We start from the raw sequence: 22,650 nt of genomic DNA on the forward strand, positions 1-22,650 counted from the left end.
CCCAGCCCGAATATTTCACGGGTCGAGCAGAAAACGGTGAATTACATGGTGGGTTTTTGAAATACCTCAACAATCGGCGGCCCTCACCCACCTGCTCTTGTTTGGTGGTTTGCGTATGACATATCCCGGGTCAGCAGGAGCGGAAAAGTAACGCGCCCAGCGACCGATGGCCTCGGAGACCCCGCAGGTGTCGTTGTCCGAAACAGAGGCAAAGCAGGCTTTCAGGTCGTCCGGCGCGTTGGCCACCACAAACCCCTTGCCCGACCAGTGAAGGAGGTCTTCGTCATTGTAGTCATTGCCCACGGCCATGGTCTGAGAGGGGCAAACCCCGCATTGCTCGGCAAGAAAGGAGACCGCCTCGCTCTTGCAGATCCCCTTGGGGAACACCTCCAGCCAGGTGCTGGTGCCGTCAAAGGGCGAGGTGGTGCGGATCACGGTGAAATCGGCCAGAGCCTCGGTGATTTCGGCAAACAGAGAGCTGGCGCGAACCTCCCGGGTAATGGCCAGGAACTGGGAGGCAGGACCGGAAAAGTGCCCGTTGATGGGCTCGGAAAACCCGTCGTAAAAGGAGAGACGGGTATCGAAGTCGGGGTTCTCCGGGGCGTGCCGGTGGTAGACAAAGCGATGCCCCTCGGGCACGGCCCCGTGGACCATGTAATCCAGGCCAAAGGAATCAAAGACGCCCTTGATGCTCAGGCAGGCCTCATGGGAGAGGCTCGCTTCCCGGATCATGTTGGCCGCCGGATCGGGATAGCGGGCAATCCCCACCCCGGTGGAGAAGACAAGGTAGTCCACGGGCAGATCCGCAGGGGCGGCCTTCATGAAGGAGTACAGATTTCGCCCCGTGGCGATGACGCGGATGACGCCCTGCTCACCCAGCCGCCGAAGGCTCTCGAGATCCTCGTCCGCCACCGTGCGGTCGCTGCGGAACAGGGTCCCGTCAAAATCCGTAATCATCATGCGCTGCATGGGCCGTTCCTTTTTCCTTTCCAGGTTTCATGGCATCGGAGCCCCACAAGATGGCCCCATCAAACGTCATAGCGTACCATGAAACATCCCGCGTCTCAATCAGCGACAAACCGCTCGCCCGAAGAGCCCCCGGAAAACCGGAAAGATTTGACGAAGGCACCGTCAACCACGTATCATCAAAAAATTGATACCCTTTCGTACCGGATCACCACCTGTGAGCATCCCCGTTGAAGGAGATCAGCACCCAACGCCTTCTGGAACCATGCCAAACGCAACCGGGCCCCGGCCCGCCTGATACTAATGATAAAAGGCCGCCATGAAAAAAGCCTTTGACGACATCATCTCCGCCATGAGCAGGGTGGTTTTCGGCAAAACCCACGAGGTGAAGCTGGCCATCACCTGCCTCTTTGCCGGTGGACACCTCCTCATCGAAGACCGACCGGGCATCGGCAAGACCACCCTTGCCAAGGCCCTCTCCCGCTGCCTGGGGCTTGGCTTCACCCGGATGCAGTACACCAGCGACATGCTCCCCGGCGACCTCCTGGGGGTCTCCGTGTTCGACCAGGCCAGCGGCAGCTTCGTTTTTCACAAGGGGCCGATCTTTACCCAGGTGCTCCTGGCCGATGAGATCAACCGCGCCACCCCCAAGAGCCAGAGCGCCCTTCTGGAGGCCATGGAAGAGTGGCAGGTCACCGTTGAGGGCAACAGCTACCCCCTGGCCAAGCCCTTTTTCGTCATCGCCACCCAGAACCCCCTGGAGCAGTCCGGCACCTTTCCCCTGCCCGAGTCCCAGCTCGACCGGTTCCTCATGCGAATCAGCGTGGGGTATCCGGACCGCAAAGCCGAACGCGAACTCCTTGAAACCGGGAACCGAAAGCACGCCATTGAAAAAATCAGGCCGGTGCTGAACACCGAGCAGGTCATGACCATTCGAAGCAGCATCGCCGCCATCCATGTCTCCGCCGCTTTTCTGGACTACGTGCAGGACCTCCTTGATTTCACCCGGAACGCCCCCCACTTCACCCACGGTCTCTCCCCCCGGGCCGGGCTGGCCATCCTCCACGCCACCCGCTCCTGGGCCTGCCTCAACGGCAGGGACCACGTGATCCCCGAAGACCTCCAGGCTGTCTTCCCCTACATCGCCGGACACCGGCTCCAGTCCCGGGAGACGCGGTCCGAATACTCCTTCCGGCAGCTCCAGGACCTGCTCATGGAGGTGCCGCCCAGGCTGAGAGTCGCCGCGGCAAACGCCCTGCTCCGGTTCACCTCCCGGGGACCCCGACGGCCCCTTCCCCTTGGGATCAGGGCCCTGCGCATTTACATCCTCCCCACGGGCCGGGGACTCCTTTTTGCCTGCGCGGTGACAGCCATGATCGGGGGGGCCCTGAACTACACCAACAACCCCGGGTTTCTCTTTGCCTTTCTCCTGGCCTCCATGGCCCTGATGTCCACCCTCTACACCCAGAAAAACATCAAGGTGCTCACCCTGGTATCGGAAAAGCACGTCCCTGTCTTTGCGGGCAAACCCCTCTGGTTTGAGCTGGCCGTCAAAGCCGATGCAGCCCCCCGCTACAGGGTCGCGGCAGGTTTCAAAGACCACGGACGCGTTGTGCGGGACATCCCGGCAGGGGAAACCGTCACCTTCCGCCTGCCCCTTGAGACCCTGACGCGAGGACGCTTCCGGCCCCCGCCCCTCATCGTGGAGTCCACATACCCCTTCGGGCTCTTCCGCACCTGGGTAAGCATCCGGCTGGATACCCACTGCCTTGTCTTTCCCGCGCCCCTGCCCCATGCCTTTGAAACGGCCGCAGCCCCTACCCCAGGTCAAGGCGCAGGCGCCCTCTCTCCCCACTCCAGGAACCGGAGACTTCAGGGAACTCAAGACCTATCGGCCGGGGGACCCCGGAAGCCGAATTGCCTGGAAGCCCCTGGCCCGGGGCCAGGGACTCTGGACCAAATCCTTTGAGGCAGAGCAGAACCACGCCGTGACCCTCTCCTGGGACCTCATCCGGGCAACAGGAACCGAGGCCCGCATCAGCCACCTCTGCCACCTGGTGCTGGAAGCCCACCGGCAAGGAATCCCTTACGGCCTGTCGGCCCCGGGCATAGCCATCACTCCGGGTGCCCCGGCCAGCGTCCCCCATCGGGACCAATGCCTCACCGCCCTGGCCATGATGCCACCAAGCGATTAACAATAAGCGTGCCTCCGGCGTCGAGGTGAGCCACCTCGAAAGCATCTTGCCATGAGAACATGAAAGAAAAGGTTGGACCAACCACCGTGTCGACGTCTTCAACAAAAAAAGGCCGCCATCCCAGGGAAGAGGCGGTGAAAGGCACCCTGCCCCTTCTGGTGGCGGCCCTTGCGGCCGGGCTGATTCCCCACATGACCCACCTCAGCCCCTGGATCCCTGTCTGGTGTGTGGGGTTCTGGGGGTATGCGGTCCTGTCCGAGCCCAAGGGGTGGCCCCTGCCCCCGGACCCTTCCCGCGTGTGCATGACTTTCCTGGGGTTTGCCTGCGTGTTTGTCTCCAGCAACGGGGTCATCGACAACCGCTTCGGGGCAAGCCTCCTGTGTGTCATGGCGGGTTTGAAGCCCCTGGAGACCCGGCGGGAACGGGACCTGTTCATCGCCATTTTCATTGCCTATTTCATGGTGGTCTCCAGCCTCTTTTTCTCCGCTTCCCTTGTGATGACAGCGTACATGGTGGCGGCCATGATCCACATCACCGCCATCCTGCTGCGCATCAACTGCCCTGCGGTCCCCTTAAAAGAGGCCTTCAAGGTGTCGGGAGCCATCACCGGCAAGGCCGTCCCCCTCACCCTGGTCCTCTTCTTCTTTTTCCCGCGCATCGACGGCAGCCTCTTCGGGATCACCGCCACCAGAAGCGCCTCCTCGGGGTTTTCAACCACCCTCTCCCCGGGCAGCGTCTCTCAGATGGTCAAAAGCCAGGCCCCTGTCTTCCGGGTAACCTTTGACGGAGTCATCCCTGCTTCGGACCAGCGCTACTTCCGGGGCATCGTCTTCCAGACCTTCAACGGCACCTCCTGGCGCGCCGCCATCCGCCCCCCATCGGGGGCCACGATCAAGGGAATCGGTCCCCTTGCGTCCTACGAAATCATGGTGGAAACCAAAAACACGGACCGTCTCTTTCCCCTGGACCTTCCCGTCACCCTGCCCAAGGGCACGGCACAGTTGGCAGATCATACCATGCAAAAACCCAAGGGCGGCCTCGAGACGCCCTCCGGGTTTTGACTTCACCGCCTACACCACCGGTCCCTTTGCCCCCTGGGAAGCTGTGTTCACCCGCCTGCCCGCCGGGGGAAACCCCCAAAGCCGCCGCCTGGCCCGTCGCTGGCGGGCCCAGGCCTCGGATGCCCGCCAAGTGGTGGACAGCGCCCTGGCCTATCTCGGCACCAACGGGTTGGTTACCTCCTCGCCTATTCTCCCGGGGAGAGGATCGACCGGTTCCTCTTTGACACCGACAGGCTTTGCGAACACTACGCCTCGGCCTTTGTCTTTCTCATGCGGGCCGCAGGGGTTCCGGCACGCATCGTGGGCGGCTACCTGGGCGGCACCGTCAACCCCATGGGCAACTACCTCATCGTCCGGCAGGCCGATGCCCACGCATGGGCGGAGGTCTGGCTTAAAGGACAGGGTTGGGTGCGGGTGGACCCCACCTCGGCCGTGGCCCCGGACCGGGTGGAGCGGGGTGCGGGCTTCGGGCTCCCCGAGGCGGACCGGCCCTCCTTTTTCATCGGCGACGGCGCCTCCTTCCTGGCCCGGGGGCTCCAGCGACTCAGCCTGGGGTGGGATGCACTCAACTACCACTGGGACACGCGGGTCATCGGGTACTCCGGCAGCCTCCAGGAGGCGTTCCTTAAAAAACTGGGCGCCTCGTCCCGATCTGCCAAAGGATGGGTTGCCGCCGCAGCCTGGGGGGTTGCCCTCTGCTGCGCTGTCTTTGGTCTGGCCTGGCTCATCCTGGAGCTGCGAAGCCGCACCAAAATCCCGCCGGTACGGGCCAGCTGGGCGCTGTTTCAAAAGAAAATGGAAAAAGAACAAATCACCCGCCACCCAGCCACCGGCCCCCTGGACTTCCTTGACCGGATCAAGAAAGAGGCCCCCCACCTTTACCCCGAGGCCAGCAGGATCATCCGCCTTTATGTGGCCCTCACCTACGGCCCGGGTGGTGACAGCACCGAAAGGCCACAGGAACTGAGGCGGGCGGTGAACCGGTTCAACCCGCGTAAAATACGCCCCCGATCCCCCAAAACCGGGCCTTAGGAAAAGCGGCCCCCTAACGGATCGGCATCAAGCGATTTTTTGTATTGCGTCCCCTTTGAATTCGTGTAAGCTGGAGCGCCAATACAACACGACAACATGGGTAAACCATCAAATTAGGATATGACACCACCATGAAAAAACGACTGAGAAAAAAACTGCACGTGGGTGAGTTCCAGGAGTTTGGCTTCAACCTCACCATCAAGTTCACCGACCAGAACACCAACGAGGCCCTGGACGCCTTTGTGGAGTCCTTCCTGGATGAAGTGATCGATCCCAACGGCCTGGATTTCGGCGGCGGCGGAGACCGTTTTGACTTTGCCGGTTTCGTGGTTCTGGCCACCCGCGGCAGCGTCACCGACGAGCACCGAGCCCTGGCAAACGCCTGGCTCGAAAAGCGCGACGAGGTCGTCTCCTTTGAGGTGGGCGAGCTGGTGGATGCCTGGTACCCTTAGGCCCACAAAAAAATAGGGCGAAGGCGCGATCATGGACGCCTTCGTCCGCCCTGACCTATTCAGGAACCGCACCTTCGCCCCGGGCCCGTCACAGGCCCATACCGTTCCATGGCTTCCCGGGCCGGTGTCGGGATCTCATCCCCTTCTCACCCGAGTCATCCGGCTCTCCCTCGCAAACCAGCCATGGCATCACAAAAAACTGCCCTTAAAAACAAAAAAACCACGAAATGATGACGGACCGCGCTCTCGCGATGCATCAGCCTTCGTGGCTTAAGATTAGCCGTTTCCAGCCCTTTCCCATTCGGGGCCAAAACGCATAAAGAACCATTTTTGCTTCTGAAACCTACAGGCTTCCGTTGCCTTCCTTCCTGTCACACCCCGCCACCCGTGTCAACCGTTTTTGCACAAAAACGACGATCACACCCCTTCAAATCAAAGCGCTTCACGGCCTGCCACGCCCATCCCCCGGCTCACCGAAGCATGAAAACTGCGTGCGGGCAGGGTACGTTACCCCGTAAAAATCCTGTATACACCGTAAGGTTACGAGTAATGCAGTAAGGCGTTTTCCCCATGGGAACACCGCCTTTTCAATCCCATGCCATGAGGTCTATGATGAAAAAGCTCGCCATTGAGGCTGCCACCACCCTGTTCGCCCTGCTGGCCCTGCTGTCGGTCTGCTCTACAGCCTTCGCAGCCCAGCAGCCCCCCACCCTGCGCATCGCCCTTTTGCCCATCCCCGATGTGCTGCCCGTGTTCGTGGCCGAGGAAAAGGGGTACTTCGAAGAGGCGGGCATCCGCGTGGAGACCCTCCCCGTGGGCAGCGCCCTGGAACGGGACCAGCTCATGCAGGCAGGCCGCATCGACGCCATGGTCAACGAAATCTCAGGCACGGCAAGCTTCAACCGGGAGACGGTGCGCATGAAGATCGTGGCCGTGGCCCGTGCACCCAAGGGGAGTTCGCCCCTTTTTCGCATCCTCTCCAGCCCCGGCTCAAAGATCACCACCCCGGACCAGCTTGCAGGGGTTCCCATTGCCGTTTCCAAGCACACCGTCATCGAATACCTCACGGACCGGCTCCTGGGCGACAGCGGGCTCTCCACCAAAGAGATCGTCAAAAAATCGGTGCCTGTCCTGCCCGAGCGCATGCAGCTGCTCCTCTCCGGACAGATCAAGGCAGCCACCCTGCCCGATCCCCTGGCCTTTGCCGCCATGAAGGCCGGTGCCCATGTGGTGATGGACGACACCCGCGCCCCCCTGTACAGCGCAAGCGTCCTCTCCGTCAGCGCCGAAGCCTGGACCGGCAACGAAGAGGCGGTGGGGGCCTTTGTGGACGCCTGGATGAAGGCTGCCCAAGACATCAACGCCGACCCCGAGAGTTTCCGTCCCCTGATGCTTAAAAACATCCGGGTCCCCAAGAACGTCCGCCAGAGCTTTGTCATTCCGCCCTTTCCCGTCAACACCGTGCCATCAAAGGCCCAGTGGGACGATGTCATGGCCTGGATGACGGAAAAAGGCATCCTCAAAAAACCCGTCGCCTACGGCACCTCCGTTGTGACCGACCGTTTCAAGGAGTAAGCCGAGACCTGTGACAACTCCCATCATCGACATAGAGACCCTGGGCTTCCGCTACCGGGACCGAGCCCCCATTTTTGAGGATTTTTCTCTCACCATCTGCCAGGGCGAGGCGTGGAGTGTCATCGGCCCATCGGGCTGCGGCAAGACCACCCTGCTCTACCTCATGGCCGGGCTGACCCGGCCGGACTCAGGGGTGATCCGCGTAGGCGGCGCCCCCATCGAGCGACCCCGGCCCCGGGGCACGGGCCTGGTGCTTCAGGACCACGGGCTCCTGCCCTGGGCCACGGTGGAGGAGAACACGAAGCTGGGGTTCAAGATTCGCGGATTTTACGGCCCCGACGGCGAAACCCAACCCGGAGGAGCCAAAAAAGACCCCGAGGCCGAAGAGGCCCTGACCCGACACTGGCTCTCCTGGCTCGGCATCGATCACGTGCGGGAAAAATACCCCGCAGAACTCTCCCGGGGTCAGCGACAGCGGGCCGCCATTGCCCGAACCCTGGTCCTCTCACCGGACCTCCTCCTCATGGACGAGCCCTTTTCCGCCCTGGACGCCCCCATCCGTGAAGAGCTCCAGCGGGTGATGAACCGCTTCCACCGGGAGACCGGGCTCACGAGCCTCACCGTCACCCACGACATCGAAGAGGCCGTGGTCCTGGGCGAAAAAATTCTCGTCCTGTCCGACACCGTGAACCAAACGCCCACCATCGTGGACAATCCCCACGCCGGAGACCCCGACCTGCGCATGGGCAGACAGTTCCTGGACCAGTGTAGCGCCCTGCGCGCCCTCATCGAAACCCGTTCCCGAAAGGAGGAGCCATGAGCCAGACACGTCGGCGCTCCACCCCCATGGGAACCCTTCTGGGCAGCCTCACCCTGCTCCTGCTCTGGCAGGTAGCCTCCATGCTCCTTGCCCGGCCCATCCTGCCGCCCCCCACCGTGGTGGTGCCCCTCTTTCTCAAGGCCCTGCCCGGGGACCTGGGCCTTCACCTTTTAGCCAGCACAGCGCGGGTCCTGGCCGCCATCCTCCTGGCCGTCATCACGGCAGCGCCCCTGGGCCTGGCCCTGGGCCAGCTGCCCAAACTCGACCGCATCGTCGGGCCCCTGGTGGCCATCATCTACCCCATCCCCAAGATCATCTTCCTGCCGGTGATCTACGTGCTGCTGGGGATCACCGATCTCTCCAAAATAACCCTCATCGCCTTTATCATCTTCTTCCAGATCCTGGTGGTGGTCCGGGACGAAGCCGCAGGCCTCCGGCGCGAGCTCATCATCTCGGTGCGCTCCCTGGGCGCGGGACGACGGGCCCTCTTCCGCTACGTCTACCTTCCGGCCTCCATCCTCCACCCCGTGCTGACGGCCCTGAGGGTCTCGGTGGGCACGGCCGTGGCCGTCCTCTTCATCGCCGAACAGTCCCTCACCAGCTGGGGCCTCGGCTACTACATCGTGGTGGAGACCTACCAGGTCCTCATGTACCCGGAGATGTACACAGGCATCATGGCCATGGGCCTTTTGGGCGCGGCCCTCTATGTCCTGATCCATACCATCGAACGAAAGTACGCAAAGGGGTAAGAAGCAAACGAAATGCAGCCTCCGGCGGCCCTGCCGTGGCTGAAAAAGTTTGACAAAACAGGTCTTACAACCGACATGGACAGACCGAAAGCTATCGACAAGCGGGCTGTTTTAACCCGGATATTTCATGAGAAAACAGCCAGCCCAAAAAAGAAAAGAGCCATTATTTCGCATATCTACAATAAAAATATTAGCTATTTTGAAAATACAAAATGTAAATCGCCGTTTGCTGTTTGATTTTCTCACCCTTCGGGCGGGCCGAGTGCACCCACCTTCTGCGTTATCAGAGCCTTGAGGTAAACCACTACATCTGCAGCTCTGATGCCTTGAATATGGGTGCACTCGACTCGTGAAATATCCGGGTTAACATAACGCACATGCATCGTCTTCAGCTGCCCAGCCCCGTCGGGGCTGGGCAGCTGAAGACGATGCAATCGAAAAGTTTTTGCGGAGCTTTTTTCAAAAAGCGACCCGCCGGAGGCATTTTTTATATAAAGGAGTTCCCCATGTCTGTCGTTCAAACCCTTACTGCATCGCCCTGGTTCCTTGCCATCCGGCCCAAAACCCTTCCCGCTTCAGCGGCTCCGGTTATCGTGGGCACGGCCTGTGCCATGGGCGACAACGCCTTTGCCTTTCTCCCGGCCCTGGCTGCCCTTTTCGGGGCCATGCTCCTTCAGGTGGCGGTGAACCTGGCCAATGACTACTTTGACAACAAGCACGGCATCGACTCGGAGAAACGCCTGGGGCCTGTGCGGGTAACCCAGAGTGGCCTCATCGCACCGAACCGGGTCCTGGCCGCCATGGTGCTCTGCCTGGTGCTGGCCACTGTCACGGGGATCTACCTGGTGGCCCGGGGCGGCCTGCCCATTGTGGTCATCGGCGTGCTGTGCATCCTCTCCACCCTGGCATACAGCGGAGGGCCCTACCCCATCGCCTCCAACGGCCTCAGGTCGCTTTTTTGCCTTTCTCTTTTTCGGACCGGTGGCGGTGCTGCGGCACCTATTACGTCCAGGCCCTTGCCATGGGCCCCCGGCCCATCATCGCCTCCATCCCTGCAGGCCTCCTGGTGGCGGCCATCATGAACGTCAACAACCTCCGGGACATCCCCACGGACTCCGTGGCAGGCAAACAGACCCTTGCCGTTCGCATGGGGCGCGGCATGAGCTCCGTCTTCTGCGGACTCCTTGTCCTCATCCCGTTTTTCATGCTGCCCCTGCTCTTCCTCTCCGGCTTCATGGGCGCTGCGGGCTTCCTGGCTCTGGGAGCCTCTCCCATGGTGCTGCCTATTATAAAGGATCTCTTCCACACCAAGGGCCCCGCCCTGAACGAGACCCTGGCGTCAACGGCCAGGCTCTCGGTGGTCTTTTCCCTGCTCTTTTCCGTGGGCCTTGCCGTATAAGAAAAGGCCGCACCCCCAGAACAAAAGCCTTCGGGGGCTGTTCCTGTGCATGGTCACGTTATAAAAGGCCTTTTCAGCAGAGCAGCCCCCTTTTGTCCTTTCCTACCCAACCCGTATAAAGGTGAAACGCCCGCCGTTTCAGGAGCCGGGGCGTCTCCGCACCCCGCCCTGCTGCCGGAACTCACCGAACCACAGAAAGCCCCCCGTCGTTTCAACTCAAATCGCAGAAACACACCCCGAACATTCCTTTTCGCGAATATTATTCAGTTCAGTTTCGCGATTGACGCAGAACAGGCAAAAGGCAGCGAATCGGCGAACCGTTCCCTTGACCGAACAACACTGTTTTTCACATATGTGATATATCAGATATCAAATAAATTCAGAACATTTCCGCCCGACAGCCAGGGTACCAACCCTGGACCAACGACTGAATTTTACGTCAACGTCAGTTCACGGCGCGAAAAAAATGAGCATGGACCTCTTTGTATTATTCGGCTGATCCTCATAAAGCCCGAATAAAATTCGGAGCGGTCTCCCCCCTTTTTATAAGTCATTCTAAAACTTATCGCAGGTAAATTACTTCAACACATTTTTTTGCGGATTTTGCGCCTACTCCATTGCCGGATCCCTTGGAATATCTCGCTCAATTTTTTCTTGAACTGTCATATAAACTGTGTTTTGGTTCGATCTTAACGGTCAAACTAATAATACAAAGCGCTACACTGAATGTTTTGCGCCTTTGCTGAGTTCTCCTGAACAGCCAGAGACGTCCCCGGATAAAATCTGCCCAGGATCACGAACCGAGCATGCGATCTCATTTGCTTGCCATTGTACTCTCTATTAATCAAGGACTGCGATACCTGAGCAGGTATTTACATTCAGAACGCTGTGACCGAGCGCGTGAACATCACGCTGCATACAGAACATGCCATCCGCATCACGATAATTTTGATTTGACATATTTTTAAGATCACTTTGAGAAGGAGAATTGTCATGCGTTTTGCCAAAAACAACGATGTACTCGGAACCGTAAACCGTGGAAACCCCGCTGAATCAGGACTTTGCACCCTTTGCCGCGCCGACTGTCAGGGCAAATGCGAGACCTGGCTCTCCAGCATGGTCGGCCGTAAACTCCTTTACCCCCGTGATTTCGGTGTGGTCACCGCTGGTGCCAACAACACCACCCACCTGGGCGTCTCCTACAACTCCCTGCGAATCCAGGGCTACGCGTACGGCGCCATGGGCCTCAACGGCACCCTTACCAACGACCCGGACGACTGCATCTTCCCCAACGTGGACCTGACCACCGAGTTCGGTAACGAAATCAAGACCAAGTGCCGCATGCCCCTGATGACCGGTGCCCTGGGTTCCACCTTCATTGCCGCCAAATACTGGGACTCCTTTGCCATCGGCTGCGCCCTGACAGGTATTCCCATCGTCGTCGGCGAAAACGTCGTGGGCGTGGACCAGAAGTCCATCATCGAAAACGGCAAGGTCATCAACTCCCCTGAGCTGGACCGCCGCATCGAAACCTACCTGCGTTACTATGACGGCTACGGCGCCATTATCGTTCAGCTCAACGTGGAAGACACCCGTAACGGCGTGGCCGAATACGTTGCAGAGAAGTACGGCGACAAGTGCATCATCGAGCTCAAGTGGGGCCAGGGCGCCAAGGACATCGGCGGCGAGATCCAGGTCTCCAGCCTCGATTACGCCACCTTCCTTAAAGAGCGTGGCTACGTGGTTGACCCCAACCCCCTCCTTCCCGAAGTTCAGGAAGCATTCAAGAGCGGTGCCATCAAGTCCTTTGCCCGACACAGCCGCCTCGGTGGAACCAACCTCAACAGCGTAGAGCTCGTTCGCGAAGACTTCATGAAGAGCGTGGACTACCTCCGCAGCCTCGGCTTTGCCCGCATCTCCCTGAAGACCGGTTCCTACGGTATGGAAGAGCTGGCCATGGCCATCAAGTTCGCCTCCGAAGCCAAGCTTGACCTGCTCACCATCGACGGTTCCGGCGGCGGCACCGGCATGAGCCCCTGGAACATGATGCAGAGCTGGGGCGTTCCCTCCATCAACCTCCACGCCAAGGCCTACGAATACGCGGCGGCACTGGCTGCCAACGGCCAGGACGTTGTGGACATCTCCTTTGCCGGCGGTTTTGCCCTGGAAGACAGCATCTACAAGGGCCTGGCCCTGGGTGCCCCCTTCACCAAGCTCATCTGCATGGGTCGTGCCCTCATGGTTCCCGGTTTCCTCGGGGCCAACATCGAAGGTGCCATCCACCACGAGCGCAAGGAAAATGTCAACGGCAACTGGGATGCACTTCCCAAGACCGTTACCCAGTTCGGCACCACCCCCCAGGAGATCTTCTCCTGCTACTACGACATCGAAAAGAAAGTGGGCAAAGAGGAGATGGAAAACATCCCCTACGGCGCCATGGCCATCTGGACCCTCGCCGACAAGCTCGGCTGCGGCATCCAGCAGCTCATGGCAGGTGCCCGTCGTTTCTCCATGGACACCCTGACCCGAAACGACATCTTCGCAGCCAACCGCGAGACCGCCGAAGAGACAGGTATCCTGCACATCTCGGACATCAACGACCAGTCCGCCAAGAAAATCCTTCTGGGATAATCCCCTTGGCAGGCGACGCGTTGTCGACCGCTGCATGATATAAAAAAAAGCCCCCGGTTTTCCGGGGGCTTTTTTGTTATGACAGGCACTCGGGCATGTCGGTACGAAGGCCGGGCACGGCGTCGCGGGCCTCGGCAAGGGTCTCGGGGCGGGAGCGGTAGAGTGGACGGGTCCACCTGGGCGGCGCCGTTTTTAAGGTCGGTGAGGGGCCACCCGGCTGAGGAAAGACGGGCAAGGACAGCTGACGGGTCGCTGAGCATCTCGGCGTGGGGCACCAGCAGGATCTCGGAGTCGCCCCGGGCATTCACATCCCGAACCACCTCCGCCACCAGCTCGTGGTATTTCTGAAGGACAAAGGGGGGACGGCGCCTGAACATCTTAAGGTAGCTCACCTCGATCTCCTTGGGGTCCCGGGTCATAAAGCAGATGCGATAGGGGTGAACGGGCAGCCCCTTGAGCCGCCAGTGCAGCACCTTGATGAGCTGCCCTGAAAAAATCCCGGGAAAGCCGGGGTCATCGAACTCTTTGCGGCCCAGCTCGAAAAACCCTTCCGGATTTGGGTGGTAATCCTCCCTGCCGTACTTTTCCCCCAGCACCTCATCTTTTTTCGAGTTGTACCGGGCCACCATGCCCGCCCCTTCAAGCACCTTCATCATCATGGAAGTCCCGGATCGCATGTATCCCGAGACAATATATACCGGCTCGTCCATTTCCCTCTCTCCTTGCCTGCGTCTACCAAAAAACCTTTCCAAGCCATCTGCTATAATACACCCCCAGGCCCCGGCGCCACCTTTTCCGTCACATGTAATGACGGGACGCATCTGAAACCGCTCCCCATTCGCTATTTCCCACTCGCTATTCACTATTGACCATTCACTCCCCCCTTTTCCTATTTCCTCCCGCCCCGTCCGATGGTATGAACGGATCACCTGAGGCTATCCGGCCATTGCCCCGTCCAGACTCGTTAAGGAACTGTTATGACGACCCGAGTGTTCACCCACAACCACCCTGTCACCCCGGGGATGCGTGCGTCCCAAAAGGGGCATGCCCCCCTGCTCCTCTGGTTCACCGGTCTCAGCGCATCGGGAAAGTCCACGGTGGCCGGTCTTCTGGAGCAACGGCTCCATGATCACGGGGTCCACACCATCCTCCTTGACGGGGACAATGTCCGCTCCGGTCTCAACCAGGACCTGGGGCTCTCACCTTCCGACCGCAAAGAGAACATCCGCCGCATCGGAGAGGTAGCAGGGCTCTTTCTGGATGCCGGGCTCGTCACCCTCTGCGCCTTTATCAGCCCGTACCATGCCGAACGAAACGCCCTGCGGGGAAAATTTCAAAACCGGTTCGTGGAGATCCACGTATCCACCCCCCTTGAGGTGTGCCGCACCCGAGATCCCAAAGGCCTCTACGTCAGAGCAGAACAGGGGGTCCTCACCGGCATGACCGGCCTGGACGCCCCCTACGAGCCCCCGGAAAATCCGGATCTCACCATCGACACCAGCACGCGCTCCCCCGAGGCCTGTGCCGGCCTTCTCCTGAGCCAGATTCTCCCAATGCTGAAAAGGCAGCCCTGACATGGAATTCACCGCCGTTGCCCTCATCATTGTCTCTGCGTTTACCCATGCGGGATGGAACCTCTTGGGAAAACACGAGCACCCCTCCATCGCGTTTTTCCTGGTGGCCACCGTCATCGGCACCCTGGCCCTTTCGCCGGTGGTGCTGCCCGTGGTTCCCACCGTGCTGCGGTTTCCCCCGGCGGTCTGGCTTCCCCTGACGTTGGGGGGCCTCTTCCAGTGCCTCTACTACACCAGCCTCTCTGCGGCCTACCGGTGCGGGGATCTCTCCGTGGTCTACCCCATTGCCCGGGCTTTTCCCCTGGTCTTTGTGGCCGCCGGGTCCTTTCTCCTGGGGCGGGGTGACGCCATCTCCGCCACCTGCCTTGCGGGCGGCGCCTTGATCATGGCGGGCTGCTTTGTGCTGCCCCAGGCCTCCTTTAAAGACATCCGTCCCGGGGGCTATCTCAACCGCGCCTCGGCAACGGCCCTTGTGGTGGCCCTCTGCACCGTGGTCTACTCCCTGGCCGACGACCACTGCATCCGCCTGCTCTCCCCCCTGACGGACCAGGGCATCTCCTCCTTCAGGCTCTCCCTGCTCTACCTCCTCGTCCAGAACCTCACAAGTATCGGCTTTATGCTCCTTCTGGTCCTGCCAAGGACAACGGCCCGAGGGCGTCTCCGGCACACGGTCACCCGGCGCCTCAAGAACGCCGCCGTCACCGGTATCGGCGTTTCCGGCACCTACAGCCTGGTGCTCACCGCCATGAACTTTGCCTCGGACGTCACCTACGTGGTGGCCTTCCGCCAGCTCAGCATTCCCCTGGGCGCCCTCATGGGCATGGGGATCCTCAAGGAGAGCCGCACCGCGCCGAAATTCACGGGCATTGCCATCATGTCCGTGGGGCTTGTTCTCGTGGCTGCGGGATGATTCTTCAGTGGAAATCCTGACAAAAACCCTGTATGACTGCCCCAAACACGCTTAAATCCAGAAAGGGCCTGACAGGGCTCTTTTTTATAAAACCGGGGAGTTCACATGAGCCAGGTTAACGAAAAGATTTTTATCGACGCCCTCCAGATGGAACGGGACTGCTGGGGATTTGCCAAGAAAATTTTCACGGCAGGGGATGATTTTGAGATCCTCTCGGGCATCACGCGGGGCGGGGCCCAGATCTGTATCTACATGCAGGAGGTCTTTGGCCTCCTTTCCGGAACCCCCAAGGAGTTCACCACCATCCACGCCCAGTCCTACACGGGCATCGCCCAGGCCGGTGAGGTTCTGGTAGAGAACCTGGACTCTTTGAAGCGCCGCATGGAAAAGGGCAAGCGCCTTCTCATCGTGGACGACATCTTCGACCGCGGAAAAACCTTCAAAGCGGTGTACGAGCGCGTTCTGGACGAGGTGGAGTGCAACCCCGAAGACGTAAAAATGGCGGCCCTCTACTACAAGCCGGAAAACACCCAGGTGGACATCACCCCCCACTTTCATTACCGCAAATACGCCTCCCAGGACTGGCTGGTCCTCCCCCACGAGCTGGAAGCCCTCTCCAAAGAGGAGCTCGCCGCCAAGGGATTCATCTTCCCGGATCCGACCAAGGGTAAGTAGCCCAACCTCCGGCTCAAACGCAGAAAAGCGGACCCCATACGGGGCCCGCTTTTTTTGTTTTCCAAGGGCATGGGAGCTTTATATACCCTACACCGTCACCGGCACCCAGCGTTTCATAAAACACACCTCAAACGGCAGGTGGTCAAAACGCTTCACCGACTCCGTCTCAAAGCCAAGGGACCGATACCAGGCCTTCAACTCGGCAAACTCTGAAATGATGCCGATGCCCAGGGTATCGACGCCCAGGTTGGCTGCCTCCCCCAGGGCATGGGCAACAAGGCGGATACCTGCTCCGCAGCGCCTCCTGTGGGGAAGAACCGATAACCTCTCCACGTACATTTCCTGATCCGACGCCCATTCCAGGGCCATGCACCCTGAAGGAGAGCCGTCGGTATCCAGGAAAAAATACCTCACGCCCCGTTGAAAATCAGCCTGAACCCACGAGTCCAGGCAAAAGGAGGGGTGCTTGGGACAATTTTCCTTTGTAAGGTTAAAACGCTCTGCAACGTCCCGGTGGGAGAGGCGTATCATGTCGGCAAGGGTATCCGCATCCTGCACGCGGGCTTCTCGAATTGTCATCTCTGCCATCACGTTTTCTCCGTAGTCATCCCAGCCTGAAAATCCGTATCGCCCTTTATCATGCGCCTGGGCGCCCCCTTTGTCCAAACCTTTTCACACGTCTCTTCCGTGTGTTACCCCAGGAGACACAGAGCTGGATGACCACAGCCACGGCACACCCCGGTGGCTTTTTTATTTTCTCCGATGCAAGACAACAGAACCCTCACGCCCCCGACACACAACCGAAACAGGGATGTCTTTAAAATACATGCAACCACTCATCAAGGAGGCCATGTATGAGCACGCTCATCAAGACGTTCACAACCTGTGACGTGAGACTCTTCCTCTGGATTGTCCAAAGGCCCCGTGCCCAGCGTATCGCCGGGGTGTTCCGCTGGATCTCCCGGCTGGGGGACGGCTACCTCTACCTTGCCGCAGGATTGGGCCTTGCGCTCTTCGAGCCTGTAAGAGGACCCTACTTTCTTGCGGCCGGGCTCCTGGCCTTTGCCCTTGAGCTGCCCCTCTACCTGTTCCTGAAGCACACCATCCGAAGGCCCCGGCCCAACCACGCCCTGGGCCAGGTGTCAGCCTTCATCACCCCGTCGGACACCTTCAGCTTTCCCTCGGGCCACAGCGCCGCCGCCTTTGTCACGGCCACCCTGGTGGGGCACGTCTACCCCGCCTTCATGATCCCGGCCCTGGGCCTGGCCTTTCTCATCTCCCTGTCGCGGGTGATCCTGCGGGTCCACTACCCCACGGACATCCTGGCGGGCATGACCCTGGGGATCAGCAGCGCCGTCTCCGCCCTTCTCCTGATGCCGGGAGGGACCCCGTGAAGATCTTTTACGGTGTCCAGGCCACGGGAAACGGTCACATCACCCGAGCCCGAATCCTGGGTCGTGCCCTTGAAGCGGCAGGAGCAAACGTTACCTGGCTCTTCTCCGGCAGGCCGCCGGAAAAACTCTTCGACATGGAGGCCTTTGGTGACTACCGGGCTTGCAAAGGGCTTACCTTTACCACGGTAAAAGGACGCATCGACCCGCTGAAGACAGCGGCCAACCTTTCGTTTCCCACCTTTTTCCGGGATGTCCGCGCCCTGGACCTGTCTGGTTTTGACCGCATCATCAGCGACTTTGAACCGGTCACGGCCTGGCATTGCCGCTTCCATGGCCTGCCGTGCCTGGGCATCTCCCACCAAAACGCCTTTGCCGACCCCGTCCCCGTGGAAGGGGCCCGGCCCCTGCAGCGCCTTGTCATGAAATGCTTTGCCCCCTGCACCACCTCCGTGGGCCTGCACTGGCATCCCTTTGCCCCGCACATCCTGCCCCCCATCATCGACACGGCCCACTCCGCGGCTCCACCGGACCCAGGAAAAATTCTGGTCTACCTGCCCTTTGAAGAACGCAGCGCCGTTGAGAAGGTCCTTGCCCAGGCAGGACGGGCCCGGTACACGATCTACTGCGACATCAACGCCCCCCGGGACCAGGGGAACCTGCACCTCCGCCCCTTCAGCCGCACAGGGTTCCAAAAAGATCTTGCCACCTGCCAGGGGGTGATCAGCAGCGCGGGGTTTGAGCTTGCAAGCGAGGCGATCCACCTGGGCAAAAAGCTCCTGGTGGAACGAGACCCGACGGCCAGATGGAGCAGCTCTCCAACGCCAGGGTCCTTGAACTCCTTGGCTTTGCGACTCGCATGGAACGCCTTGCCCCACGCACCGTCACAGCGTGGCTGGATGCCCCCATGCCCGCCCCCCGTCCCTTTCCCGACACGGCATCGGAGCTGGCCCACTGGATCACCCGCGGCTGCACCGAAAAAATCGATATTCTCTCACGGCGCCTCTGGGCACGCGCAACCCGCAGTGATCCCCTTCGGGCCATGGACCGGCCCACCGGCCGTCACACCAACCCGCCCCTCCCGGCCCGGGGATTCACGGCCTGAAATCCCCTTAACCCGGATATTTCATCATCAAAGAAGGAACATTCAGCCGCCTTGCATCCCCGCCCAGCCAACCGGTCTCCGGTGCCCCCCTTTACATTGTCCTAAACCTGCCCTATATTTATCCATTCGAGCAACGACACCACTGGTTGATGCGGTTGTTGGAAACGTCACCGCCAGCCGACGACACGGCGTGCGGGCACGGATGAAAAAGTAACGGACAACTATACAGCGCGGGCCCTTTGAACGCCGAGGCACTCCCGAGGCAGGACAGCGGTCGTCCCCCACCACCTTACCTGGGTGGCTGTATTGCTTTTTTACCTGCCCGGCACCTGCGGCAGCTGGCGACATGTTGTATATATAACGCGGCCTCACCCATTTGTTTTTGAGGCCATCATGGGTTTATCCATGTCATTTACCTTGCCACTCACACTGGGCCTTATGAAAAAGAAATTAGGAATCAAAATCGGACGGAACGAACTCTGCCCCTGCGGCAGCGGGAAAAAATACAAGAAGTGCTGCGCCTTGAAAAAAGGCCAGCCCGATCCCGACAACGTGGAAGCGTATTACAAAAACAAGTTCGACATCCGCCTGAAAAAGCCGGAAGACATTGAAAAAATAAGGGTTGCGGGCGATCTGGTGGTCAGAACCCACGAGCTGGTCAAAGAGATGATCAGGCCGGGCATCACCACGGATGAGATCAACACCGCCGTCCACGAGTTCACCGTCAAGAACGGCGGCATCCCCGCCCCCCTCAACTACAAGGGCTACCCCAAGAGTGTCTGCCTCTCCCTGAACGATGTCATCTGCCACGGCATCCCCGGAGACCGGGTCCTCAAAGACGGCGACATCATCAACGTGGACATCACCTCCATTGTGGACGGATTTTACGCAGACGCCAACCAGACTCACTATGTAGGCACCCCGTCCAAGGACGCCGTAAAGATCGTGGAGGTGGCCAAAGAGAGCCTGAAGCAGGCCCTTGCCGTGGTGCGCCCCGGCAACACCATCGGAGACATCGGCCACGCCATCCAGAGCTACGCCGAGGGCCAGGGCTGCTCGGTGGTCCGGGAGTTCATCGGCCACGGGGTGGGCTACGAGTTCCACGAAGGCCCCCAGGTGCCCCACTTCGGCCGCAAGGGGCACGGCATCCCCCTGGTGCCCGGCATGGTCTTCACCATCGAGCCCATGATCAACTTAGGGAGCCCCGAGCTCTATATCCTCGATGACCAGTGGACCGCCGTCACCCGTGACGGCTCCCTCTCCGCCCAGTTTGAGGAGACCATCGTGGTCACCGAAGAGGGCTTTGAAAGCCTCACCCCCCTGGGCCTGTAGACACAAGCCCCTGCACTGCCCCCGGCCTCTCCGCCGGGGGCAGCGCCTCCGTCACATGGTTTCCGAATCATCCTCCGACACCGAATCCAGGATCACCTTCTGAAAGGTCCGGTCAAACAGGTAGATACGAAATGCCCGCCCCATGCGGGTCAGCTCCAGGGTCATGGCGCTGTTCTGCTCCACGCTGAGCCCCCGGCTCACCCCCCGTCTCAGCTTCATCTCCCGGGCCACCATCTTGCCCACCAGATCCGAATAAAAGGTGAGGTCCTCCAGGTCCACCCCCATGGCCAGGGCTTTCCGGGCCAGGGACGCCACCATCACGTCCTCCCGATCATACTTTCCCTCGCTCACCGGAAGCAGAAGGCCTAAGGCCTCCAGCCGTTCCACGATCTCTGCGGTGAGGCCGGTGTCGCGGATAAAGACCTCCCGCGAAATGGCCTGAGTAACGGCGTGGCGATGCCGGTTCTGCAGCAGGCGGATCAGCCGGATCCGCGCCACGGTGTCCGGGGGGTACCACGCCACATTGGTCTCGGTCTTCACCGTTCCCGGCAGGAGCCCCAGGTTGGCATAGTGTTGAATGGTGGACCCGGGCAGCCCCGTCAGCGACTTGAGGTCGCGCATCTTCACATAAGGCACCCCGCGATTCGTACGGGGAATATCTTCGGATATCATCTGCTCCATTGTGCCTGATCCTCGATCCTTCGCATGGGTTGGCAATTCCGCCCCCACAGGCCTGGAATTGTAGAATTTTATCACCGTGTGTATCCCGATGCGGGTTGTCCGAACCCGACGACACGACCCTGCCGTCGTGGTGGCAGGCCCCTCCCCCATGTGCCTTTTTTTTTCAAAAGAAACAGCGGTTCAACAAAAAATCATAGTGGGTCTGAGCACTTACATAAAAAACAACAAATTCGAGTTTAAAACTGAGGAAAGCAATTACCGCGCGCCTCGGGGACTTGCGGCAAGAATGGTTCCGATATTAAAACATTGTTTACCAAGTTTCAACCACCAAAGTGGCAAGTGAAACTTTCCGCTTTACACACGAATTGACCGTCTGCTAAAACTCACTCAGTGGAGAAGGGGGAAGTAGACATTTCAGTAGTTTCATGGTGCACTTTCCGGCCCCTAAAGATTTGCTTTTGCAACTTCAAGGAGTCCAAAGATGAACATCACCGTCCTTAGTGGGAGCCCGAAGGGTAAGGACAGCGTTACCCTGCAATCGGTCAACTACATCAGTAAACTGTTCCCGGAACATACCTACGATGTGTTCCACATCGGCCAGACAATCAACGCCCTCATGGAAGAAAACGGAGATGCCTTTGACGCCGTCATGGAGTCAGTGAAACAGGCAGACCTCATCCTCTGGGCCACACCCGTCTATACCTGCCTGGTGCCTGCCCAGTACAAGCGCTTCATCGAGAAGGTGTTTAACGACGGCAAAGCCCCGCTATTCAAGGGGAAATACGCTGCGGCCATCTCCACCTCCATCAACTTCTTCGACAACTATGCCGTGGACTACCTCCGGGCCATCAACGACGACTTAGACACCCTCTTCGCCGGCTCCTACTCCGCAGATTCCTACGACCTCCTCAAGGAAGAAGGACAGATACGCCTGGCCCAGTTTGCCGCGCAACTCTTCGAGGATGTCGCCTCCGGGGCCATGTTCGGCAAGCGCACCTACCCGCTCTCCTACAGCTGGCATGTCTACGAGAGCGGCCCGGCACCTGAACCCGTGGACTCAGGCCCCCTGAAAGTGCTGCTCATTCAGGACGAAAACTACGACGGAACCAATTTAGGGCGAATGGTGGCCCGCTGCACCCAAGGGTTCAAGGCGGACATCGAGGTGGTTACCCTCTCAGAGCTCAACGTCAAGGGAGACTGCCTGGGCTGTATCCAGTGCGGATTCGACCACGCGTGCATCTACGAAGGCAAAGATGACTTCATCGACTTTGCCCGGGAAAAGGTGGCCCCGGCCGATATCCTCATCCTCGCCGGTGAAATCAGGGACCGGTGGCTCTCGTCCACCTGGAAGCAGTTCTTCGACCGCAGCTTTTTCCAGAACCATGTTCCCGCATTGAAGGGCAAGCAGGTGGGCCTGCTCCTCTCCGGCCCCCTGACCCAGATGGTGGCCCTGAAAGGGACCCTGGACGCCATCGTCGAATGGCAGGGCGCCCACCTTGCCGACACCGTCACCGACGAGGTGGAGAGAAGCGGCTTCATTGATTCCCGCATCGACACCATGGTCCGCCGCATCACCGCCTTTGCCGAGCGCGGGTATGTGCGCCCGGCCACCTTTGTGGGCATCGGCGGCCGAAAGGTCTTCCGAGACGACGTGTGGGGACGCCACCGCTTTGTCTTCCAGGCCGACCACGCCTACTACGAAGCCAACGGGCTCTACGATTTTCCCCACGACGACGCCGACGCCATGAAGATGAGCGAAGACATGATCAAGCTCACCCAGGACCCGGACATGCGTCAGGCCATACGGAAAATGCTGAAAAAAGAGATGGTCAAGCCCCACAAAGGCATCGTGGAAAAAGCCGACACCCCCAATGACTAAAGGGCTGGTATAAAACAGACACTTCGGTTTCCCTGCATCCAAAGGCCCTGCACGCCCGACTTGACGCGTGCAGGGCTTTTTTCATTCCTGTTGTCCCAAAAAACACTCCCTTTGACGGCCTCAACCCATCAACACGCGCCCAGCCCCTTGATAGGGAACCCGCACGCAAAAAACATCATGGATTCCCCACCATAGCCACAATTCCCTTGACAAATGACCGCCA

At 59.8% G+C, this 22,650-nt stretch carries 22 protein-coding genes; 19 read left to right on the top strand and 3 right to left on the bottom strand.

The window, feature by feature from the left end; genetic code table 11:
- Nucleotides 1–66: 66 nt before the first annotated feature.
- Nucleotides 67–969: an HAD hydrolase family protein gene (locus ACOYW1_RS21985; protein WP_482419747.1), complete on the bottom strand. Its 903-nt coding sequence runs from the start codon at nucleotides 967–969 to the stop codon at nucleotides 67–69.
- A 316-nt stretch (nucleotides 970–1,285) separates the two neighbouring features.
- Between ACOYW1_RS21985 and ACOYW1_RS21990 the strand changes: the two genes are divergently transcribed.
- The 15 genes from ACOYW1_RS21990 (at nucleotide 1,286) to ACOYW1_RS22060 (ending at nucleotide 16,039) form a co-directional block, all read left to right on the top strand.
- Nucleotides 1,286–2,935: an AAA family ATPase gene (locus ACOYW1_RS21990; RefSeq protein ID WP_482419748.1), complete on the top strand. Its 1,650-nt coding sequence runs from the start codon at nucleotides 1,286–1,288 to the stop codon at nucleotides 2,933–2,935.
- A gap of 19 nt (nucleotides 2,936–2,954) precedes the next feature.
- Nucleotides 2,955–3,161: a hypothetical protein gene (locus tag ACOYW1_RS21995; RefSeq protein ID WP_482419749.1), complete on the top strand. Its 207-nt coding sequence runs from the start codon at nucleotides 2,955–2,957 to the stop codon at nucleotides 3,159–3,161.
- Between the two features lie 59 nt (nucleotides 3,162–3,220).
- Nucleotides 3,221–4,222, top strand: coding sequence for a TgpA N-terminal domain-containing protein (locus ACOYW1_RS22000; protein ID WP_482419750.1), 1,002 nt, complete (start codon nucleotides 3,221–3,223; stop codon nucleotides 4,220–4,222).
- Between the two features lie 99 nt (nucleotides 4,223–4,321).
- The gene (locus ACOYW1_RS22005) at nucleotides 4,322–5,254 is read left to right on the top strand and encodes a DUF4129 domain-containing transglutaminase family protein (protein ID WP_482423795.1); all 933 of its coding nucleotides are present in this window, start codon (nucleotides 4,322–4,324) and stop codon (nucleotides 5,252–5,254) included.
- A gap of 131 nt (nucleotides 5,255–5,385) precedes the next feature.
- Nucleotides 5,386–5,706 (top strand): YggL 50S ribosome-binding family protein, encoded by a 321-nt coding sequence (locus ACOYW1_RS22010; RefSeq protein ID WP_180139396.1) that lies wholly within the window; start codon nucleotides 5,386–5,388, stop codon nucleotides 5,704–5,706.
- A gap of 609 nt (nucleotides 5,707–6,315) precedes the next feature.
- Entirely contained in the window at nucleotides 6,316–7,281 is a 966-nt protein-coding gene (locus tag ACOYW1_RS22015; protein ID WP_482419751.1) for an ABC transporter substrate-binding protein, read from the top strand.
- A gap of 10 nt (nucleotides 7,282–7,291) precedes the next feature.
- The gene (locus ACOYW1_RS22020; RefSeq protein WP_482419752.1) at nucleotides 7,292–8,101 is read left to right on the top strand and encodes an ABC transporter ATP-binding protein; all 810 of its coding nucleotides are present in this window, start codon (nucleotides 7,292–7,294) and stop codon (nucleotides 8,099–8,101) included.
- The gene (locus ACOYW1_RS22025) at nucleotides 8,098–8,850 is read left to right on the top strand and encodes an ABC transporter permease (protein ID WP_482419753.1); all 753 of its coding nucleotides are present in this window, start codon (nucleotides 8,098–8,100) and stop codon (nucleotides 8,848–8,850) included. Before ACOYW1_RS22020 ends, ACOYW1_RS22025 begins: the two co-directional genes overlap by 4 nt.
- A gap of 12 nt (nucleotides 8,851–8,862) precedes the next feature.
- Nucleotides 8,863–9,087 (top strand): hypothetical protein, encoded by a 225-nt coding sequence (locus ACOYW1_RS22030; RefSeq protein ID WP_482419754.1) that lies wholly within the window; start codon nucleotides 8,863–8,865, stop codon nucleotides 9,085–9,087.
- Nucleotides 9,088–9,356: 269 nt separating this feature from the next.
- Nucleotides 9,357–9,932, top strand: coding sequence for a 1,4-dihydroxy-2-naphthoate octaprenyltransferase (gene menA, locus ACOYW1_RS22035; protein WP_482419755.1), 576 nt, complete (start codon nucleotides 9,357–9,359; stop codon nucleotides 9,930–9,932).
- Nucleotides 9,872–10,249, top strand: coding sequence for a UbiA family prenyltransferase (locus ACOYW1_RS22040; RefSeq protein WP_482419756.1), 378 nt, complete (start codon nucleotides 9,872–9,874; stop codon nucleotides 10,247–10,249). Before menA ends, ACOYW1_RS22040 begins: the two co-directional genes overlap by 61 nt.
- A gap of 993 nt (nucleotides 10,250–11,242) precedes the next feature.
- Nucleotides 11,243–12,880 (top strand): glutamate synthase-related protein, encoded by a 1,638-nt coding sequence (locus ACOYW1_RS22045; RefSeq protein WP_482417807.1) that lies wholly within the window; start codon nucleotides 11,243–11,245, stop codon nucleotides 12,878–12,880.
- Nucleotides 12,881–13,857: 977 nt separating this feature from the next.
- Nucleotides 13,858–14,454, top strand: a complete 597-nt coding sequence (gene cysC / locus ACOYW1_RS22050; RefSeq protein ID WP_482419757.1) for an adenylyl-sulfate kinase — start codon at nucleotides 13,858–13,860, stop codon at nucleotides 14,452–14,454.
- 1 nt (nucleotide 14,455) lies between these two features.
- Complete coding sequence (locus tag ACOYW1_RS22055; protein ID WP_482419758.1) at nucleotides 14,456–15,364, top strand: EamA family transporter; 909 nt, start codon at nucleotides 14,456–14,458, stop codon at nucleotides 15,362–15,364.
- 105 nt (nucleotides 15,365–15,469) lie between these two features.
- On the top strand, nucleotides 15,470–16,039 hold the full coding sequence (locus ACOYW1_RS22060) for a phosphoribosyltransferase (protein ID WP_482419759.1): 570 nt from the start codon (nucleotides 15,470–15,472) through the stop codon (nucleotides 16,037–16,039).
- An 87-nt stretch (nucleotides 16,040–16,126) separates the two neighbouring features.
- On the opposite strand, the gene ACOYW1_RS22065 is transcribed toward ACOYW1_RS22060, so the two are convergent.
- Nucleotides 16,127–16,627 (bottom strand): GNAT family N-acetyltransferase, encoded by a 501-nt coding sequence (locus ACOYW1_RS22065; protein WP_482419760.1) that lies wholly within the window; start codon nucleotides 16,625–16,627, stop codon nucleotides 16,127–16,129.
- A 266-nt stretch (nucleotides 16,628–16,893) separates the two neighbouring features.
- Here ACOYW1_RS22065 and ACOYW1_RS22070 point away from each other — a divergent pair, with 266 nt between their 5' ends.
- From ACOYW1_RS22070 to map, 3 genes are all read left to right on the top strand, one after another.
- Nucleotides 16,894–17,433, top strand: coding sequence for a phosphatase PAP2 family protein (locus ACOYW1_RS22070; protein WP_482417813.1), 540 nt, complete (start codon nucleotides 16,894–16,896; stop codon nucleotides 17,431–17,433).
- On the top strand, nucleotides 17,430–18,749 hold the full coding sequence (locus ACOYW1_RS22075; protein WP_482419761.1) for a glycosyltransferase family protein: 1,320 nt from the start codon (nucleotides 17,430–17,432) through the stop codon (nucleotides 18,747–18,749). The genes ACOYW1_RS22070 and ACOYW1_RS22075 overlap by 4 nt, the downstream gene beginning before the upstream one ends.
- 224 nt (nucleotides 18,750–18,973) lie before the next feature.
- On the top strand, nucleotides 18,974–19,867 hold the full coding sequence (gene map, locus ACOYW1_RS22080) for a type I methionyl aminopeptidase (RefSeq protein WP_482417815.1): 894 nt from the start codon (nucleotides 18,974–18,976) through the stop codon (nucleotides 19,865–19,867).
- 51 nt (nucleotides 19,868–19,918) lie between these two features.
- Here map and ACOYW1_RS22085 read toward each other — a convergent pair whose 3' ends face one another.
- Nucleotides 19,919–20,548, bottom strand: a complete 630-nt coding sequence (locus tag ACOYW1_RS22085; protein WP_482419762.1) for a MerR family transcriptional regulator — start codon at nucleotides 20,546–20,548, stop codon at nucleotides 19,919–19,921.
- Between the two features lie 481 nt (nucleotides 20,549–21,029).
- Here ACOYW1_RS22085 and ACOYW1_RS22090 point away from each other — a divergent pair, with 481 nt between their 5' ends.
- Nucleotides 21,030–22,427 carry an NAD(P)H-dependent oxidoreductase gene (locus ACOYW1_RS22090; RefSeq protein WP_482417817.1) on the top strand — a complete coding sequence of 466 codons (1,398 nt, stop codon included), beginning with the start codon at nucleotides 21,030–21,032 and terminating at the stop codon, nucleotides 22,425–22,427.
- Nucleotides 22,428–22,650: the final 223 nt, after the last annotated feature.

It is taken from the genome of Desulfoluna sp. CYM3A (assembly GCF_056829965.1).